17 protein-coding genes are annotated in these 19,150 nt (G+C 61.6%); 8 read left to right on the top strand and 9 right to left on the bottom strand.

Features of this window, described 5'->3' with window-relative positions; genetic code table 11:
* The first annotated feature begins 157 nt into the window (after positions 1 to 157).
* Positions 158 to 1,252 carry a non-hydrolyzing UDP-N-acetylglucosamine 2-epimerase gene (gene wecB / locus KCG44_RS06585; protein WP_218445091.1) on the top strand — a complete coding sequence of 365 codons (1,095 nt, stop codon included), beginning with the start codon at positions 158 to 160 and terminating at the stop codon, positions 1,250 to 1,252.
* Entirely contained in the window at positions 1,249 to 2,433 is a 1,185-nt protein-coding gene (locus KCG44_RS06580; RefSeq protein WP_218445090.1) for a TIGR04063 family PEP-CTERM/XrtA system glycosyltransferase, read from the top strand. Before wecB ends, KCG44_RS06580 begins: the two co-directional genes overlap by 4 nt.
* Here KCG44_RS06580 and KCG44_RS06575 read toward each other — a convergent pair.
* Positions 2,430 to 4,283, bottom strand: coding sequence for a TonB-dependent receptor plug domain-containing protein (locus tag KCG44_RS06575; RefSeq protein ID WP_218445089.1), 1,854 nt, complete (start codon positions 4,281 to 4,283; stop codon positions 2,430 to 2,432). The genes KCG44_RS06580 and KCG44_RS06575 overlap by 4 nt on opposite strands.
* Positions 4,284 to 4,361: 78 nt before the next feature.
* Here KCG44_RS06575 and KCG44_RS06570 point away from each other — a divergent pair, with 78 nt between their 5' ends.
* On the top strand, positions 4,362 to 6,488 hold the full coding sequence (locus tag KCG44_RS06570; protein WP_218445087.1) for a PQQ-dependent sugar dehydrogenase: 2,127 nt from the start codon (positions 4,362 to 4,364) through the stop codon (positions 6,486 to 6,488).
* Between the two features lie 11 nt (positions 6,489 to 6,499).
* Here KCG44_RS06570 and KCG44_RS06565 read toward each other — a convergent pair whose 3' ends face one another.
* Genes KCG44_RS06565 through KCG44_RS06540 form a run of 6 tightly spaced genes read right to left on the bottom strand, consistent with a single transcriptional unit; the run spans position 6,500 to position 12,514 of the window.
* Entirely contained in the window at positions 6,500 to 7,402 is a 903-nt protein-coding gene (locus KCG44_RS06565; protein WP_255536382.1) for an RDD family protein, read from the bottom strand.
* On the bottom strand, positions 7,399 to 8,415 hold the full coding sequence (locus tag KCG44_RS06560; RefSeq protein ID WP_218445086.1) for a stage II sporulation protein M: 1,017 nt from the start codon (positions 8,413 to 8,415) through the stop codon (positions 7,399 to 7,401). Before KCG44_RS06560 ends, KCG44_RS06565 begins: the two co-directional genes overlap by 4 nt.
* Positions 8,412 to 9,707, bottom strand: a complete 1,296-nt coding sequence (locus KCG44_RS06555) for a DUF58 domain-containing protein (protein WP_218445085.1) — start codon at positions 9,705 to 9,707, stop codon at positions 8,412 to 8,414. The genes KCG44_RS06560 and KCG44_RS06555 overlap by 4 nt, the downstream gene beginning before the upstream one ends.
* 16 nt (positions 9,708 to 9,723) lie before the next feature.
* The gene (locus KCG44_RS06550; RefSeq protein WP_218445084.1) at positions 9,724 to 10,680 is read right to left on the bottom strand and encodes an AAA family ATPase; all 957 of its coding nucleotides are present in this window, start codon (positions 10,678 to 10,680) and stop codon (positions 9,724 to 9,726) included.
* Positions 10,677 to 11,846, bottom strand: a complete 1,170-nt coding sequence (locus tag KCG44_RS06545) for a hypothetical protein (protein WP_218445082.1) — start codon at positions 11,844 to 11,846, stop codon at positions 10,677 to 10,679. Before KCG44_RS06545 ends, KCG44_RS06550 begins: the two co-directional genes overlap by 4 nt.
* The gene (locus tag KCG44_RS06540; protein ID WP_218445081.1) at positions 11,843 to 12,514 is read right to left on the bottom strand and encodes a DUF4129 domain-containing protein; all 672 of its coding nucleotides are present in this window, start codon (positions 12,512 to 12,514) and stop codon (positions 11,843 to 11,845) included. Before KCG44_RS06540 ends, KCG44_RS06545 begins: the two co-directional genes overlap by 4 nt.
* 46 nt (positions 12,515 to 12,560) lie before the next feature.
* Between KCG44_RS06540 and KCG44_RS06535 the strand changes: the two genes are divergently transcribed.
* Complete coding sequence (locus KCG44_RS06535; RefSeq protein ID WP_218445080.1) at positions 12,561 to 13,325, top strand: hypothetical protein; 765 nt, start codon at positions 12,561 to 12,563, stop codon at positions 13,323 to 13,325.
* Between the two features lie 9 nt (positions 13,326 to 13,334).
* Here KCG44_RS06535 and KCG44_RS06530 read toward each other — a convergent pair whose 3' ends face one another.
* Positions 13,335 to 13,682 carry an ArsC/Spx/MgsR family protein gene (locus KCG44_RS06530; protein WP_218445079.1) on the bottom strand — a complete coding sequence of 116 codons (348 nt, stop codon included), beginning with the start codon at positions 13,680 to 13,682 and terminating at the stop codon, positions 13,335 to 13,337.
* Entirely contained in the window at positions 13,679 to 15,196 is a 1,518-nt protein-coding gene (locus tag KCG44_RS06525; RefSeq protein WP_218445078.1) for an amidase family protein, read from the bottom strand. Before KCG44_RS06525 ends, KCG44_RS06530 begins: the two co-directional genes overlap by 4 nt.
* Positions 15,197 to 15,276: 80 nt before the next feature.
* Between KCG44_RS06525 and KCG44_RS06520 the strand changes: the two genes are divergently transcribed.
* Genes KCG44_RS06520 through KCG44_RS06505 form a run of 4 tightly spaced genes read left to right on the top strand, consistent with a single transcriptional unit; the run spans position 15,277 to position 19,125 of the window.
* The gene (locus tag KCG44_RS06520; protein WP_218445076.1) at positions 15,277 to 15,882 is read left to right on the top strand and encodes a DUF938 domain-containing protein; all 606 of its coding nucleotides are present in this window, start codon (positions 15,277 to 15,279) and stop codon (positions 15,880 to 15,882) included.
* 53 nt (positions 15,883 to 15,935) lie between these two features.
* On the top strand, positions 15,936 to 17,330 hold the full coding sequence (locus KCG44_RS06515) for a circularly permuted type 2 ATP-grasp protein (protein ID WP_255536381.1): 1,395 nt from the start codon (positions 15,936 to 15,938) through the stop codon (positions 17,328 to 17,330).
* On the top strand, positions 17,330 to 18,265 hold the full coding sequence (locus tag KCG44_RS06510; RefSeq protein ID WP_218445074.1) for an alpha-E domain-containing protein: 936 nt from the start codon (positions 17,330 to 17,332) through the stop codon (positions 18,263 to 18,265). The genes KCG44_RS06515 and KCG44_RS06510 overlap by 1 nt, the downstream gene beginning before the upstream one ends.
* Entirely contained in the window at positions 18,265 to 19,125 is an 861-nt protein-coding gene (locus KCG44_RS06505; protein WP_218445073.1) for a transglutaminase family protein, read from the top strand. Before KCG44_RS06510 ends, KCG44_RS06505 begins: the two co-directional genes overlap by 1 nt.
* The last annotated feature ends 25 nt before the right edge of the window (positions 19,126 to 19,150 follow it).

Genomic DNA, 19,150 nt, shown 5'->3' with positions numbered 1-19,150 from the left:
ATGGGCACCTAGCAGAGCCAAATTATCGATCACGAGCGGTTGATCCACAAAAGTTTAAGACGAGGGCGTCATACCCGCGCTATGTTGCCACGAGGTTTACAGTATCCATCCGCGCCCGCATAGGGGGCGCGATTTCAATGAGGAAAGCTAGCGCTTCATGCCCGCAATCGTTCACCTGATCGCCGCTGCCCGCCCCAATTTCATGAAGGTTGCGCCATTGTGGCATGCCCTGACGGCGGCCCAGGATTTCGAACCCGTGCTGATCCACACGGGCCAGCATTATGACGCGAACATGTCTGATGACATTTTCGAGGATCTCGGCCTGCCGCGTCCGAATCACCATATGGGCGTCGGATCGGGTACGCATGCCGAGCAGACCGGCAGCGTCATGATCGCCTATGAGAAAATCGCGATGGAGCAGCGGCCCGACTGGCTGATTGTCGTCGGCGACGTGAACTCCACGGCGGCCTGCGCCATGGTCGGTGCGAAACTGCACATCCCGGTCGTCCATCTGGAGGCGGGACTGCGCTCTGGCGACCGGGAAATGCCGGAAGAAATTAACCGACTGGTCACCGACGTCCTGTCCAACGTGATGTGGACACCGTCGCCCGACGGCGATGAAAATCTTGCCGCGGAGGGCATTCCCGCTTCCCGCGTGTCGCGCGTCGGTAACATCATGCTCGACAGCCTGGAGCGTATCCGCCCGAAGCTGGACGCCGAAAACAGTGCCGGGACATTCGGGCTGACGCCGGGCCGCTATGGCATCATCACGATGCACCGCCCGTCAAATGTGGATGAAAAGGAAAAGTTCACGAAGATTTGCGGCGAACTGGCCAAGGCGGCGAAGCACCTGCCGCTGATTTTCCCGATGCACCCGCGCACCAGGGGACGCATGGAAGAGTTCGGCCTGGAAACGACACTGACCGATGCGGGCATTCAGATTGTGCCGCCGCAAAGCTACCTGCCCTTCATGTCGCTGATGAAGGATTCGCAGCTGGTGATTACCGATAGCGGCGGTCTGCAGGAGGAAACCACCTATCTTGGCATTCCGTGCCTGACCCTGCGCGACAATACCGAACGGCCAATCACGATTGAACAGGGCACAAATCGGCTCATCACGCCTGACACGCTGCTGGATGAACTGGAAACGGCCATCGCCGCCGACGCCCCCGCGCCGCGCAAGCCTGAATTCTGGGACGGCAGAACCGCCAGTCGCTGCGTCGATGACTTGAGGGCCCGCACCAAGGCGTGAAGATCCTCCACGTTCTCGACCACTCGCTGCCGCTGCACAGCGGTTATTCCTTTCGCACGCGCGCGCTCATCGAAGGACAGAAGCGGCTGGGCTGGGAACCTGTCATGGTCACGAGCCCGCGGCATATGAAAGAAGGGCCTGATCCGGAGACGGCGGAGGGACTGACATTTCACCGTGCGGGGGCCGCCGGTCCGATCCCGCTGGTCGGTGAAATCCGCGCGACAGGACGCAAGGTCGCCCAGCTTATCGAAAGCGAGCGGCCGGACATCGTTCACTGCCACTCTCCCGTCCTGACATTTCTCGGCGCGCGCCAGGCAGCGCGGAAGGCCGGTCTGCCCATCGTATATGAAATCCGCGCATTCTGGGAGGATGCCGCCGTCGGCAATGGCACGGGAACGGAAGGCGATTTCAAGTTTCGCATGACCAAAGCGATGGAAACGTCCGCCTGCCGCCAGGCGGATGCCGTCGGCGCAATCTGCGAGGGGCTGCTTCACGACCTCAAGACGCGCGGTATTTCAGAGGATAAATTATTCTCGATCCCGAATGCGGTCGACCTGTCGCAGTTCGGCACGCCGGGGCCGCGCGACGATGTACTTGCCGAAGAACTCGGCCTGAGCGACGCGGATACCATCGGATTTCTGGGATCGTTCTATGATTATGAAGGGCTGGACGATCTGATCGCCGCCATGCCGAAGATCGCCGCCGCAAGACCGAAGGCGAGGCTGCTGCTGGTGGGCGGCGGCCCGAGGGAAGCGGCGCTGAAGGCGCAGGCCGCGGCCCTGCCCGAGCCGCACCGTGTGATCTTCACCGGCCGCGTGCCGCATAGCGACGTCGAGCGCTATTATTCGCTCGTAGATATCCTCGCCTACCCACGAAAGCCAATGCGGCTGACCGAGCTCGTGACGCCGCTAAAGCCGCTGGAGGCCATGGCGCAGGAGAAGATGGTCGCCGCGAGCGACGTTGGCGGCCACCGCGAACTGATTGAGGACGGCGTGACGGGAACGCTGTTCACCGCAGGCGATGTCGATGCGGCGGCCGAAGCGCTGATTGCGATGTTCGAAGATCGCGCATCATGGCCGCAACGCATCAGAACGGCGAAGACCTGGGTCGCCGAGGCGCGAAACTGGGATCGCTCCGTACAGAACTACATCCCAGTCTATGAGCGTCTGGCAGGCCGCTAGAAACCGAACACGATGCCCGCGCTGCCGGTGATCCCGAGCGCGGGAACGCCGACACTTTCCTGATAGTCTTCATCCAGCAGGTTGCGTGCGTCGAGCCTGAGGGCAACGCCCTTATGCAGCGGCACGGTGAGGGCGGCATCGATCGTCACGAAGCCGTCAAGCTCGACAAGGCCCGTCGGGATCGATGCATCGAAACTGTCGGCGACGCCAAGGAGCGTCAGCGATGCCGCCAGACCATTGTCCCATTCACGCGAAACGCCGAGACTGCCCTGCCACTCAGGGCGGCTGCGCAGCTGTGACTGTCCTTCCGCCACGTCGATATCAAGATAGGACAGGCTGGCGCCCAGCCGCCATGCGCCCAGGGTCAGGTCACCCCTGGCTTCCGCGCCGCGTGTGTCGACCCGGGCGCGATTCACATTGGTGAACAGCGCGGGCTCGAAGTCGATGAGGTCCGTGTAGCGCGTGTCGAACAGGCTGAGCGTGACAGTGCCGCTGCCGACCTTCTGGGAAACGCCTGCTTCCCAGCTACGGCTACGTTCCGGCCTGAGGTCGGGGTTGGCGATCAGCGGAAAGGCGAGCGCAAAGAGGCTCGGCAGGCGATACCCCTCTCCATATGAGGCAAACAAGGTCGGGCCATTCTCGGCGACCCGCCAGCGCCCCGACGTCCGCACAGTCCATTCCGGGCTCAATTCCTCAGGGTCGTCCAGGCGGACACTGGCGGTGAGGCTGACGGAGGGAACCGGCGCGAATGTGCCCTCCAAATAGGCGCCGACGCGCTCGCGGCTGATGTCGAAGGCCGTTGGCAACGGGAAGTCGATATCGAGCGTACCGACATTCTCCCCCGCCTCCCGTACGAAACTTCCGCCCAGGGCGAATCGGAGAGCTTCGACCGCATCCCAATTAATGCCCGCATCCACCTGATACCGCTGGAAAACCGTGTCGCTGGTGATGGCGGGCACGGCATCGAAGGTGCCGGGGAAGATGGCCGGCGTCGCGACATCGGCGGCGGTCCGTGACCAACTAAATCTGAGTTCCGGGCGCAGCGCACCCTCGCTACGGACGATGTCGGCGGCGATCAGCGTGAAATTGCCCTCCCGGCGTTCCTGCTCGCGGTTCGCGGCCAAGAGGACGCCGCCGCTATCCTCTGGGAAACCCGTACGCCGAAAATCGCTGTGAAGGGCCGTCAGACCAAAAGCGACGCCGCCGACATTCTGGCTGAAACGGGCCAGTGCCTGGGTCCGCCGCCGCAAGGATTGCTGCGCCTCGCTTTCCCGGTCGGCATGGCTGCCGCCGATCAAAAGGCCGCCATCCCCTATCGGCAGGCCTGCGGAAAGGTCGAAGGCGATGCCGCCATCCGTATCAATACGCCCCTGCCCCGCCGCTGACACGCTTTCGGTCGGCCGTTTCAGGCGAATATCGACCGCACCGGACAGCGCCTCTGCCCCCTGCACCGCGGACAAGGCCCCAGGGACGATCGTCATGCGTTCGACCACCGACGGCGCAAGCTGCGCGAAGTCGAAGCCGCCGCCCTGTGTATTCGTAGGGTCCGTGACCAGCGCGCCCTCGATCAGGACAGCGGTGAAGTTCGGCTCACCGCCGCGCAGCGCGACGTAAGCGCTGCCGCCAAGGCCCCCTTTTCGAAACGCGCGAACACCGGCGACTCGGGCCAGACTGTCGGTCAGATCCTCGGATGCGTGCCGGGACAATGCCGCTCCGCCGAGAACATTCGCACTGGGCGAAGGCGGGGCCGTGCGCGCGGCTGTGACGACGATATCCATGCGGACATCCTCCGCAAGGACGGGTCCGGCGATGAGCGGCAGGGCGAAAAAGGCGGTTAAACGGCGCATCATATTCATTTCTTTTCAGGACTCCATCGCCTATGGGCGCAGCGTCATTCGGTTGATTGAAGATGGAAATTGGAACGCTTCATGGCGAAACGCGCTGCGATACTGGCACTTCAAATGCTGCTCGTCATCATCGGAGTTCGGCTGGGAGCGGAAATGGCGCAGTCTGTGCGCATCATTCCCAAGGCGCTGCTGAAACTGCCGGAGATATCCTTCAGCGCCGCCGACATGCGCACGGTGATTACCAGCGTTTTCATCGCGACCCTTATCGCGGCGCTTGGCAACCGCCTGATCAATGGATGGGACGTCTTTGCCAATGCCAGGCGATTCGCAAAGGAACTATATGCGCTGCTGGTGGGCATCGTTGCGGCGTCGCTGTATCTGTTCCTGCTGAGCAGCGTGAATTTCTCACCGGAATTCCTGCTGCAGGCGACCCTGTCCAGCGTCGTGATCCTGCTGATCACCTTCGCCATCGTGCAGCAGGCGCGCGGGCAGAATAAGGCACCGCAGGCCTTTGGCGCCGGTTTTGCAAATATATTCATCCTGTTGAAGTCGCCATGGGCATGGCTGGTGGTCCTGTTCGCGCTCAGCCCCCTCATCATCGCGATGAAGTTCACGACAGACCGCGATTTCGCGGCGTGGGTGACCAATTTGCGGGTGTCCGCCAACGTGGAAAGTGACCTGCCCTATACGCTCGTCAGCGCGATTGGCGACACGCGCTTTGAAACCCCGATCATGGCGCAGTTTGCCGACAGCGATCCGAACACGGTTTATGTGCTGGAACGGAATGGCAGCCTTTACAGCGCCGACTATCCGGCGGGCACGAATAAGACACTGCTTGTCGACCTGCGCGCGGATGTCGGCGATGTCGAAATGGAGAACGGCGCGCTGGGTTTCGACCTGCACCCACGGTTTGGCGCAGATGACGACGGCAATGCCTTTGTCTACATTTACTTCACGGAATATCGCGCGGACGGCCAGACGAACCGGCTGGAGCGGTTTGATCTGTCCGGTGCCGACGAAGCGGCACGGCGCGCGACGCGAACGCCGCTGATCGCGCAGGAACGAAACAATGACGGCTACCATAATGGCGGCTCGGTCGAGTTCGGTCCCGACGGCATGCTGTATCTTGCCGTCGGTGAAAATTCGGAAACCGCCTGTCATCAGAAAATCGATTGCGGGTTCATGGGCGGCGTGTTCCGCATCGACGTCGATATGCAGGGCGGCGACATATCGAAGCCCATCGAGACGCAGCCGAAAAAGGGCCAGACCGCGAACTATTTCATTCCCCTCGACAATCCGTTTGTCGGCCGCGCGGGCGCGATGGAAGAATATTGGGCGCTCGGCCTGCGGAACCCGTTCCGCATCGCCTTTGACACATATACAGGGGAGCTATGGGCTGGCGAAGTCGGCTCGACTGTGTGGGAAGAGGTCAACAAGATCGAAAAAGGCGGGAACTACCAGTTTCCGTTCATCGAGGGCTTTGAAGAGCAGGAACGCTACACGAGGCCGGAAACCATCGCAGGCGAGGAACGCGAGCCCGTCTATACCTACCAGCACACCGCCTTTTTGCGCTCCGTCATCGGCGGCACCCCCTATCGTGGCAGTGTCGTCCCGCAGGCGGACGGTCATTATGTCTTCATGGACAATTACTCCGGCGAGATATTCATCCTGCCGCTCGACGCGGAACGCGTCGAGACGGTCACCGCGATCGCGCGGACGTCCGATGTCGCGCAGCGCGGCCCGACCAGCGTGATACAGGCACCCGATGGGAACATCCTGATCACCGTCATGGGTGACAATGACCAGCCGACCGGCCAGCTTTTGCGCCTGGTGCCCGCCGATAGCGACGAAGGTCAGGCCGCCGCGGAGCAGGCCCTTATCGCGGCAGCCGAGAAGAAGGCTGCGCCCGTCACCGCCCTGACGGCCGAGCAGACAGCGAGCCTGTGGGGCGTCAATTGTGCCCGCTGCCATGGTGCCGAGGGGCGCGGCGATGGTCCGGATTCTGAAGAACTTGGTGCCTATGTGCCCGATTTCGGCGATCCCAATTATCACAAATGGCGGTCGGACGAAGCGCTGAAGGCGGTGCTGGTGGGCGGCGGCCTCGCGGTCGGGCAATCACCCATGATGCCGCCGTGGGAGGGCGTGCTTTCGGATCAGGAAATGGACGCGCTTGTGCAGCATGTCCGCGGATTCGAAAGCAAGGAATAGATGGGCGGCGATTAGCGCATAAGCGGGCCGTGGTCCGGGCGAACCTCGTCGCTATCCTTGCTTGCGCGCCGCCTGCCAAACCGCATGCCGCTTTCAAGGCGGGTGCGCAGTGCGGCATAATATGCATTGAGAAATGCGCGGTCGTCATGGGCGGGTTCGCGCCCCATCTTGGTGCGGATGGCGGCGGCGACGGTGGCCTCCTCATCGGGCTCTGAACGCCGGAGCACATATTCCAGCGTCATCAGTTCGCGTTCACCGTAAATGGCGAGCTCTTCCTCGGTAAAATCATATTGATCGCCGGCATCACGCGCCGACAAGGCGAAGCCGAGCTCCTGCTGGGGCTGTTCGATAACCCAGGTCCCCGCCAGAAAGTCCCCAACGCGCAGACGATCGCGATTGAAGAGCGGGAAAAATAGCATGATGCTGGTCCAGCCGAGGCCGGCAAAGCCCGTCGCCGTCGATAATGTGCCTTCACTGAGCGCCGTGGACAGGAAAGCGAGCGGCAGGAAGACCTCGATTTCACGAAACAGATTGCGCGCGACGATCGCATCCGCAGTCAGCCTGCCGCCGTTTCTGGCCGCCACACGGATATTGTTCTTGCGCTTCCCCGGCGTCGCCGCGCGCGTACGAAGTTCAAACAGGGTAAAATAGAATATCCGCAATATGAACGCGCCCAGCAGCCACAGGATGAAAAGCATTCGCAGAACGAACTCCGATCCCGCCGCAAAGCCGAGAATCGTCAGAATGATGGTCATAAGGATCAAGATGACGCCCATGAACACCAGATCGAGAATGAAGGCGCTGGTGCGGGTGCCCGCAGTTGCGAGACGAATGGTCAGCGGGACGCCTTCGGGGGTCACGAGGGTCCGCTCGAGCGTGGGCACGCGCTCCCAGGGGAACATGGCGGTCGTCATGCCGTGTTTCCGACCCGCCGATAGAAATAGCCGAGCCAGAACAGCAGCATCGCGGCCCCGATGCCGTAGCGCCCATAGTCGTTCTCGATTAGCTGGCGGCCAAAACCCTCTAGCAGACCCGCGACCAGCATCATGACAATGACCCCGACCATGACCATGGCCGCGCGGCGGCCATTGCGGGCGGCGGACTCCAGCCGCGTCAGATCGCCGGGAAAAACGACACCGCGCGCGCAGTGAAGGCCGGCAGCGCCGGACAGGATGATGCCGAATATCTCCGTCGTGCCGTGGATCGCCAGCCAGCCGCCGACCCCGACACCAAGCCCCTTCGCGACGAAGACAGACACGAAGGCGCCAAGACCCGTCGCGTTTGACAGGATGACAAGAATGCTTGGCAAGCCAAGCGCGAATCCAAGGGCGAAGGCGAGTATCGACACACGCGAATTGTGGGTGAACAGCGACATGGCGAAGATTTCCAGGCCGCTATCATCACTGTCGCCGCCGTAAAGCGTCGCGCGAAGCGCCTCCGTCGTTGCCGTCGGGTCACGCCCGGCCGCCATCCCGGCGTCCATGAAAGCGTAAAACCAGCTGTCATCGCCGCTGGCGAGCAGATAACCCGCGAGCGCGCCGGCAAGGAAAAGGCCCGCGACCATCATCGTTTCCAGCCAGATGCCGCGAACCGCGACGGTCCAGCCGCGCCGGAAGAAGTCCTTCAGCCATGTCCCGAGCGGCGAACGTGCGCCGTAAAGGATCAGATAGGCGCGCTGACATAGATTTTCGAGATACGCGATGAGGTTCGCATCGAGTGCCGTTTCGCGGGCGACGGACAGCGCTGACAATGCCGATCGGTACAATATCGGCAGGCGCAGCAGCTCTTCATCATCGAGGTCACTTGCAGAGTTGCTTTCCACCGTTTCGATGATTGTCTGGAGCCGCCACCAGTCAGCCTCGCGCTCGCTGCGAAACCGGTCGCTGCGGGCGAGCGGGGTTGCCGTATATCCTGCCAGCCCTCTCACAGAAGACCTCTGCGCTTGATGGCGAAATACGCGTCAATCAGGCGCTCGGGCGTCTCGCCGTGCCGACTTTCCACAATGTGGCTGCCGAGATGGCGAAGGCGCGTGATCACCAATTGGCGTTCCTTCAGCAACGCGGCGGCGGTGACGGCGCGCGAGACATCCTCGGGCGTTTCAGGTCTGATCTCTGTCGCCGCTTCCAGTTCCTCGTCACGTTGCAGGATAAAAATGACGAGATGTCGTTCCAGCAGGCGCTGCGCCGCCTCGACCAGCAGTTCAGCGCTGGTCGGATCGGCGAATTCAGTAAACACCACAATCAGGGATCGCCGCTGCAACCGCGCGCCAAGCTGCGTCAAACCGAGCGTGTAATTGGTTTCCTCATGACTGTAGTCAATCTCTGAAGCGGCCGATTGCAGCCGTGGGAACTGACCTGTTCCACTTGCGAAGGCGCTCACGGTTTTCGGTTGTGATGCAAAGGCATAGATCGCCGCCCTGTCACCTGATTTCAACGCCACATAAGCGCCGGTCAGCGCCGAAGTGACCGCGCGGTCAAGCCGCGTCACGCCCTTGATCGGTTCCACCATCGCGCGCCCACAATCAAGTGCGAAGACGATCTGGTTGTTACGTTCCGTCCGGTACTCCCGGGCAACCAGTTCGCGGCGACTGGCGGAACGCTTCCAGTCAATCGAGCGGCGGTCCATGCCGGTGCGAAACTCGACGAGACTTTGAAACTCCGTCCCTTCGCCCTGGTGCATCCGCGCGACCATGCCGACGGCGGCGTCGCGCATCATCGCCTGCACGGGCGGCCTGTACAGGGGCGCGATATTCTGCGTGACTCCGACACGTTCCTTATGTTCCAGCCTGCGCTGCCGCCATGCCAGCCCCAGCGGGCCGCGCCAGCGCGCCCAAGCTGGACCGATAATGGCGGGGCCGCGCCGGCTTGCCCGCGCGGTCCACGCTGCGGTTCCCGTATCGCTGGTCCTCCGCGCGTCCCCCGCAAGCTCGATTCTCGGACCGGCACCAAGCGCCCATTCCAGCGTTCTTTTGCGGGCGCTCGCGAATGTTGCGGTAACGCTGACCGGAAAGGGCTCTCCCACCGGCACCAGCGCCGGAGCGGCCAACTCCAGCTTTGGCCAGTCGCGCAGCATGAGCGCGTCGACAAGGCCCCCGATCAGGACCGCCCCGGCCCACGCCATCCCAACCCACCAGAAGGCGGGCGATATCGCAGCCGTCATCAGCGCCGCCGGTATGCCAAGCGCGGCGAGCAGAATCGCAAGGGGTGTGGGATAGATCATATCGGCAGCGCGCGGCTCAGCGCGGCGCTTCTGTCTGTTCGATCAGCCCGTCGACGATTTCGTCGACGCGGCGGCCTTCGATTTCCGCAGTCGGGCTCAGCAGCACCCGGTGCCGCAATACGGGCCGTGCCAGCGCCTTCACGTCGTCCGGTATGACGTAGTCGCGGCCCTCCAGAGCAGCGCGGGCGCGAGCGGCACCGGCGAGCAGGACGGCGGCGCGCGGACTGGCACCGGCCTCGATATCCTGCGACATTCGCGTCTGGCGGACGAGGCGCACGACGTAATCCACCACATCATCGACCAGTTTGATGCCCTCCACCACCGCGCTTGCCGCGCGCAGCGTGGCGGCATCTGTCACAGCGGAGATTTCGAACGCGCCGGGCCTCGGCATTCCGAATCGTGCGCCGTGCTGGGCCACGATACGGATTTCCTCTTCCTCCGCGGGATAGCCAATGTCGATCTTGAACAGGAACCGGTCCAGCTGCGCCTCTGGCAAGGGATAAACCCCCTGCTGTTCGATCGGATTCTGGGTCGCAATGACCTGAAACCGTTCGCCAAGGTCATGCCGCTCACCATCGATGGTGACGGCCCGCTCCTGCATCGCCTCCAGCAGCGCCGCCTGCGTCTTTGGGGGCGTGCGGTTGATCTCGTCAGCCAGAAGCAGCTCGTGAAAGATCGGGCCGCGGGTCAGCGTGAATGTGCTCGTCTGGAAGTTGAACAGATTCGCGCCGAGGATGTCCGATGGCATCAGGTCGGGCGTGAACTGAATACGTCCAAAATCAAGGTCGAGCGACGCCGCGAAACACTGCGCAAGCAGGGTCTTCGCCGTGCCCGGAGGCCCCTCAAGCAACACATGACCGCGCGAGAACAGCGCGATAAGCAGTTTTTCAACCGCATCGTCCTGGCCGACAATGGCCTTTCCAACTTCTGCGCGGATCGTCTTCGCCAGACCGGCGACATCGCTTACGTTCATGAGAAACTCTCTTCTTTCCAGCGGTGCAGCGCTTTGGCCGCACTGACGATTTCAGGTCTTGTCCGGGCGGCGTACAGCGCGCCGGTTAACGCTGTGAAACGACTGTTTCCATCGCCAAGGCAATCCAGCTGCCGATCGATATCCTGCCTATGCGCGGTCGCAGGCAGGCCAACCCGGCGCGCCGCCTGTCTGCGAATGACGTCGATATACTGCGTCGCGCTGGCCTCTTCGCGGCGGGTCAGGCGGATCATATCGGCGCTGTTGTCGAGCAGCGCCTGCTTGCCGAAGGCGACACTGCGCTCCGCAAGGCGCATTGGGCCAAACCTGACCGCCGCGGCGACACCGGCCAGAATGGCGGCAAGCAGCGCCGACAGGGTGACGCCAAGCAGCGGCGGCCGCAATACGCGCTTGAGGGCGCTCTCGCCGATTTCGAAGCCGTTCAGTGTCAGGTCGAAAACCACTTCACTGTTCGCGTCAGGCAGCGCGGCGTCGATGGCGTCCAACATCATTTCCGCTCTTGCAAGGTCAGCCATTGCCAGATTGTTGAAAAGATCCGCATCCGCGACGATGGCGATATTCTCGTTGGGCAGCCAGGCGCCTACGAGTGCTTCGGTGCTATCTTGCAGAAATGGCTCAAGACCGTCGCCGGAAATTGTTCGAAAGCCATTATAGGTACCGGATGTTTCCCCTTTCGCATCCCTAGCGTTCTCGATGGTGAAATCGCCAAAGTCGGCAAGCATGGCAGAGAGGGCTGCGGGATTGATCCTGCCGAGCGATTCCGCCCATTGCGGCCGGTCCTGCATCGACCTTGTATGCCATTTAGGCAAAATGATCAGGACGGTACCCGACTGCGCGTAACGCCTCGCCCGCTCCGCCAGCAGCTCGGCGTCCGTAAAGGCGCGCGGGGTGAAGATATGCAAATGCGGGGCATCGTCACCGGCAGGGCGGCGCTCCATCCTGACATCGCCGCGTGTCCGCTCGATGATCTCCACCATCGCCCGGTATCCGGTGCCCGATACGCTGAGCGCATGGGCGTCGCCGTCCTCGCCGCTCTGCAATTCGTCGGAAAAGGCGTAGAGGACGAGAAATGCCAGAAACGCGAATGTGCCGAGCGTCACCATGATGAGCACCGTCCGTGTGCGGAAGGGATTTGCCGCAGAACTCATGATGCCCGCGCAAACACGAACTGGTCATAGGCGGACCGAACGCCGAGCCAGTCCGGCTCGGCGATGCTGCGTCCGGCAAACAGGCCGCGCTCGACAAGCTGCGCGATGGGCGCGAAGACGCCGCGCGCATCCTCCGGCATTTCGCGATGATCCGCGATTTCCCGCGATGTGAAGCCGACACGGACGAGATCTGGCCGCGCCGCCTGAATATCCTCAATGGACCGGTGCAGCAAAAGATGCGCGGCCTCGGCATAGCGGCCTTCGGAGGCGAGCATATCCGCTTCGGCAAGAAGGATGCGCGCGGTGCGCTGCTCAGGCCGCCAGTCCGGCAGCGTGCGCACCCCGCCATATCGCCTGCCATCGAACCAGTCCGACAGAATTGGCCACAGGAAATAGCACAGGAGGCCAACCAGCACAGCGCCCAGAACGTAGGGAATGGCCGGACCGATAAAAGCCAGGAATTCGCCGAGGGCTTCGAAGAGCGGTTTCAGCCATGTGGGAAATTCCGGCACTTCGGGTTCATATTCCGGGAGCTCGAACTGGATGTCCTTATTCGCGCGCACGGCCTCATGCGCTTCGCCCGCACCTGGATCGGGTGCCCGTTTTTCAACTGCCCCTTGCGTTCTGGAAACATCCTTCACGAGAATGCTACTGGACGAAAGCCGCATATCTTTTCAAGCCGCCACGGCAGCATGGCAATGATGAGGACGAAACATGGAAGCGGCGCGAACTTTCGACATTGGCAGGGTCGTCACCCGGATGTTCATGACGATCCGTGACAATCCGGGTCCGTTCGCGATTGTCAGCGTGGCTCTTGGTGCTCTTCCGCTCATTCTCTATATGTTTTTCACATACGAGTATATGATGCGCGCGAATTTTAGAGAGCTCGGCCTTGTCGGCGGTATTTTCGGCTTCCTTGCGGCCCTTTGCCCCGCAATCATGGGCATCGCCTGCATTGAAATGACCGCACAGTCAGCGGATCGCGGCAATATCGACCTGGGCGCCGTGCTAAAACGTAGCCTGACAGCGCTGCTTCCCATAATGGTGCACATGTTGCTCTGGATGCTCGGCTTTTACGCGGGGCTTCTTCTCCTGCTGGTACCGGGCATCATGATCGCTTGCATGTGGAGCGTCAGCTTCCCGGCGCTAATTATCGAACGTCGGGGCATTATCGGCAGCTTTGGCCGCAGCCAGGCACTTACGAAAGGCGCACGCTGGAAAGTCTTTGCGCTTTACGTTCTGATCATCGTGTTCTGGATAGCGCAAAGCGCGATTGATACACTCCTTACGGTGAGCCTTACAGATATGCTGCTGTTCCAGGAACAACTGAACATTTCGATGACATTCAAGATCGTGTCGCCCATCGTAAGCACGCTCAGCTATGTCCTGTACGGCGTCCTCCTAGGGTCGATGTTCATCGAACTGCGCAATGCCGCCGAGGGCCCCAAGATGGATACACTGAGGGACGTTTTTGCCTAGGCCGTTTCCCTAGCTGAGAAAGGCCTCAACCTCCGATGCCGGGCGGCATAATTTCGCGCGGTCGCCGTCGATGACGACGGGACGGTTGATGAGACGCGGGTGGGCGGCCATCGCATCCACCAGCGCCGCCTCATCCTCAACGCCGCGCAGACCGAGTTCCTCTGCCAGCGCTTCCTTCGCGCGGAACAGGTCGGCGGCACGCATATCGCCCTTCGCCAGGACATCGCGAATCTCGTCGGCGGAGGGTACATCGGTCAGATAGTCGCGAACCACATAATCATGGCCATTTTCATCGAGCCATTTGCGGACGTTCCGTGCCGTGCCGCACCGGTTATTGAACCACAGGGTAATGCTCACACCATGTCTCCCACCCAGATCCCCGGCTTTCTTTCATACCATTTCAACGCCTCTTCAAGCTCGAATGCAAGGCCGAGGAGCATGGCTTCGTTCCCGGGCGCGGCCACGAATTGCAGACCGATCGGAAGGCCGGAGGCACTTTCGCCGACTGGCAGCGAAATTGCAGGAAGGCCGGCCACATTCTCCGCGCCCGTGAACCCTGCATATGCCGTCAGAAGATCGGCTTGATCCGCAAAGGGAATCGTCGGCGACAATTCACCGATGGCGAGGGCCGCCGATCCAAGCACCGGGGTCACAAGGACATCCATATTCGCAAACCCTGCCCGATACCGGGCCTTGAACGCCTCAAGCCGCCCGACAATCTGCGTCATCTGCTCTTCGGTAAGGGCCCCGCCCCGCGCGGCCATATCCAGCATCAGGGGTTCGAAACCCTGGCTCAGGTCAAAATCGTCCGGCAAACCCGCAAGCTGCTTCGTCGCCTCAAGGCGCAGATGGGCGCCGCGCGACCAGAGGTGAAGGAAATCCTCCGCAAGCTCCGGCCCGAAAATTTCGGTGTCATTCCGGCCGATATTGTGCCCCAATGTTTCCAGCAGCGCGATCGCGTCGCCGTGAACACGCTGAACATCAGCGTCCGGCAGCGAACCGTCCGGACGCTGAAGATGTCCCACGACCCGCAACCGCCGCGCGATCGGCCCGGTGACAAGCGTCGCCGGTTCGAACCCGGGGCCGCCCTGCGTCGCGTTGAACCAGATGGCCGTATCGCGCACCGTGCGGCTGACGCAGCCCTGCACGCCAAGATCGGTCGCGTCGTCGGAGGCGTCGTCGCCCGCCATGCGGCCGCGTGACGGCTTCAGACCGACAAGGCCGCAGGCCGCAGCGGGAATGCGGATCGAGCCGCCGCCATCATTGGCGTGCGCGACCGGTACGACGCCAGCGGCAACCGCCGCCGCACTGCCGCCCGACGACCCCCCGGACGAATGATCCGGATTCCATGGATTGCGCGTCGGGCCGGTGAGCAGGGGTTCGGTCGTTGCCGTCAGGCCGTATTCGGGCAGCGTGGAGCGCCCGATCGATATCAAGCCGGCGCCTTCCATCGCCGCTGCATAGGGATCGGTCTCGTCGGCGATATAACCGGCTAGAGCCCGTGAGCCCTGCGTATATGGCAAGCCCGCCTGCCGCTGATTGTCCTTTACGAGTGTCGGCAAACCGGCGAGCGGTCCCGTCGTGCCAGCCCTCGCCATCGCACGCGCGCGCTCGAAGTTTGGCAGCGCGACGGCGTTGATCCTCTCGTTGACCGCCTCAAGGCGCCTAATCGCGGTCTCGACAAGTTGCAGCGCGGTCACATCGCCGCGTTCACGTGCGGCAAGCTGCGAGACGGCGTCCTGCCACTGTCCCGTCTCAACCTTCACCGGCGTCTGCGAGATGGCAGCGTCGTCGCCGCAAGCGGCTAGCGGGGCGGCGATGGACATCATGGCGGCCGCTTCGATGAAACGGCGGCGACTAAGCTCGGTCATATGTGAACCCTTCCTATTCCCGGAAACTTCTGTAGCGGGACGAATATCAAAGTGCGAGTGTCCCTGAAGGATTTGCAGATATGTCCGAGGAAGAGCTTCGTTCGGCGCCCGCGGCGCTTCGCAACCGCAAGCCGATTGCCGATGTGCTTGCGGACGTGCTTCCCGATCATGGCCTCGTGCTGATGATTGCGGAAGGGACAGGAGAGCATGCCGTCCATTTCGCCTCGCGCTTTGGGCACCTGCAATGGCTGCCAACCGACGGCAGCCCGGACGCTGTCGGTGATATGGAACGTCGCAAACGTTTCGAAGGCCCGGAGAATATGCGTCCACCGATATTGCTGAATGTATACAGCGACAGCTGGCCCACCGAACATGTCGCGGCGATGACCTGTATCAACATGGTTCACATTTCGCCCTGGTCAGCCACGCTTGCGCTGCTGCGCGGCGCGCGCTCATGCCTGACAGCGGGCGCTCCCCTCTTTATCTACGGTCCGTTCGTTCGGGACGGTGTCATGACCGCGCCGAGCAATCTGGCCTTTGACGAGAGCCTAAGATCGCGCAATCCGGAGTGGGGACTCAGAACCCTCGGTGCGATGGAACAGGCCGCGGCGCAGAATGATTTCGCTCTGCGGAACATTATCGAAATGCCGGCGAACAATTTATCTGTTGTCTTCAACCGGAACTAATCCGCCAGCCGTTCTTTCATTGGCTTATGACGGGGACGAACAGCTTTAGTGAGATGTACGGTGCTGGTAGCGATGTCCGCGCGCCCTACAAGGGCCTCGAAACCTGGCTGGAGACGGTTTCGGTAGATGAACTGGCAAAGCGCCACGGCGCCGCCGAGCTGGCCTTCCGAAAACTCGGCATCACCTTCGCGGTCTACGGCGACAATGAAGGCGATGAAAAAATCATTCCCTTCGACGTCCTGCCGCGCATCGTCGCCGCGGAGGAATTCGATGCGCTTGAGGCGGGAATTGTTCAGCGCATCGATGCGCTGCAGATGTTCCTCGCGGACATTTACGGGCCACGCGAAATCTTGAAGGCTGGCCTTATCCCCGAGGAGCTTGTTCTCTCCAATCCGCAATTTCAGCCCATCATGACGCAGATCAAGCCCCCTGGCGGCGTCTACTCGCATATCAGCGGCATCGACATGGTGCGAACCGCCGACGAGTTTTATGTTCTGGAGGACAATCTGAGGACACCGTCGGGTGTGGCTTACATGCTGGAAAACCGCGAGGCGATGCTGCGTCTGTTTCCGATGCTGTTTCAGGAACATTCGATCCGGCCTGTCGAAAGCTATATAGACTATCTGCAGGACATGATCCGCGCGGTCGCACCCGAAGCCACGCGCGGCGATCCAACGGGCGTGATCCTGACGCCAGGGCCGCTTAACAGCGCCTATTATGAGCACAGTTTCCTTGCCGACCGTCTCGGTATCGAACTGGTCGAGGGCAGCGACCTGTTCGTCGAAGATCGCTGCGTTTACATGCGGACCACCAAGGGGCCGGAGCGCGTCGATGTGGTGTACCGCCGTATCGATGACGATTATCTCGATCCGCTCGCCTTTCGCCCGGACAGCATTCTTGGCATCGCCGGGATGATGGATGCGTATGAGGCAGGAAATGTCACCATTATCAACGCGCCGGGAACGGGCGTGGCCGATGACAAGGCGATCTACTCCTATGTTCCCGAAATCGTGAAATTCTATTCCGGGTCCGACGCGGCGCTAAAGAATGTGGAAACCTATCGCTGCCGCGAGGATGACGCACTTAAGTATACGCTCGACAATCTGGCCGAGCTGGTTGTTAAGCGTGTCGACGCCTCCGGTGGATATGGCATGCTGATCGGTCCCGCCGCGACAGAGGCGGAAATCGAGGAGTTTGCGCTCAGGATCAAGGATGATCCGGACGGATATATCGCGCAGCCGACATTGGCGCTGTCGACCTGCCCCACCGTCGTGAACGATTCGATCGTCGAGCGCCATGTCGATCTGCGCGCCTTTGTTGTGTCGGGAGCGGAGGAGACGAAAGTCGTCCCCGGCGGCTTGACACGCGTCGCTCTCAAGGAAGGTTCGCTCGTGGTTAACTCCTCCCAGGGTGGCGGGACAAAGGACAGCTGGGTGTTGGCCTCGTAATGCTATCGCGAAACGCATCCTCGCTATTCTGGCTTGGCCGTCACGTCGAGCGTCTGGACTTCACCGCGCGTCTCATGGACGCCGCCTTCCGCTTCGAGGCACTGCCATCGCCGGATAAGAATGCCGGGTGGAAAAGCGCCGCGCAAGCCTCTGGCACCGGCGAGCTGTTTGCCGCAAAGAACGTACCGCCGAACCGCGCGGCGGTAACGGATTTTCTCGCTCTCGATCCCGACAATCCCAGTTCCATTCGGTCCTGCGTAACCAAGGCGCGCAATGACGCCCGGGTCGTGCGGGCCGCGTTGACGCGTGAAGCCTTCGAATCGCTGAACGAGGGCTATATCGAGCTCGCGGGCCGGATCCGGGAGGTCGACCGCCCCCTCGATATGGTTTCGCTGGTCGAACGTGTGAAACAGGAGGTCCGGAACTTTGAAGGCGCTGTCTGGCGGACCCTCGCCCGCAGCGAGAATTTCTGGTTCATCCGGCTTGGCAATGTCATCGAGCGCGCGGACAATACCGCCCGGCTTATGGATGTGAAATATCACACCCTGCTCCCCGAGGGAGAAGGCGTCGGCGGCGCGCTCGACCAGGCTCAGTGGACGGCAATATTGCGCTCCGTCAGCGCGGTGACCGCCTACCGTCACATTTATCGCCAGAATCTAAAACCCTGGCTGATCGCCGAACTGCTGATTTTGAAAGACGACCTGCCGCGTAGCCTGTCGCATTGCATGGACGTGGCCGACGAATATCTGCAGGATCTCAGCGTCGCCCATGGCCGTGTGGGTCCCGCCGATCGCCGCGCCAAACGCATGAAAAACCAGCTCAGGGGACTGACCGTCGACGATATCTACAAGAACGGGATGCATCAGTTTCTGCAGCAGTTCATTACCGATAATAATCAGCTTAATCGCGATATTTCCGAACAGTTCAGCTTCTGATGCGTATCAACGTCAAACATGAAACGACCTATCGCTATGACGCCGGACCGCGCCGTGTCATGCAGCTGCTTCGCCTGACGCCGGAAGACTTTGAAGGGCAGAATGTCGTGGACTGGTCAATCGACCTGAACTGCGACGCGAAACTGCGCCAGAAGCGCGACCCGCACGGCAACATCACGCACATGCTGACCGTCGATCACGCACCGGAGGAACTGGTCATAACGGCGTCCGGAATCGTTGAATGCGATGACTCTGCGGGCCTGGTCAGAGGCGTGCGAGAGACACTGTCGCCGCTTACCTACCTACAGGTCAGCGAGCTGACCCAGCCCAATGCGGCCATTGCCGAATTTGCCGCGGACGCCATCGCCAGCAAGACGTCGCCGCTCGACAAGGCACATGCCCTTCTGGCCGCCGTATACGGGCACATGAAATTCGAGACAGGCACCACCAATGTGACGACGAGCGCGGCCGAAGCGTTCGCGAATGGCAATGGTGTTTGCCAGGATCTGTCGCATCTGTTCTGCGCCGCCGCGCGGTCACAGGATATCCCCGCGCGCTATGTCTCAGGGCATTTGTTCCGCCGCGATGGTGAAAATAACCAGGAAGCCTCGCACGCATGGGCGGAAGCATGGGTGCAGGATCTTGGCTGGGTGGCATTTGATCCGGCGCACGGCATTTCGGCGGACGATCACTATGTCCGGATCGCAGTAGGAATGGACTATCGGCAGGCTGCGCCGATGGTGGGTACGCGCATGGGCGGCGGCATGGAAACCATGGCCGTGACCGCGACAACGTCCGGCCGCGCACTTAGGCAGTCGCAGAATCAGACAATGGGCGATATGTCCCAGTCTCAACAATAAAAGCTGGTGCCGTGAAATGACATAT

Origin of the sequence: Pacificimonas pallii, assembly GCF_019204005.1 — a bacterium.
GTDB classification, from domain to species: domain Bacteria; phylum Pseudomonadota; class Alphaproteobacteria; order Sphingomonadales; family Sphingomonadaceae; genus Pacificimonas; species Pacificimonas pallii.
This window is presented reverse-complemented; position numbering and strand designations above follow the sequence as displayed.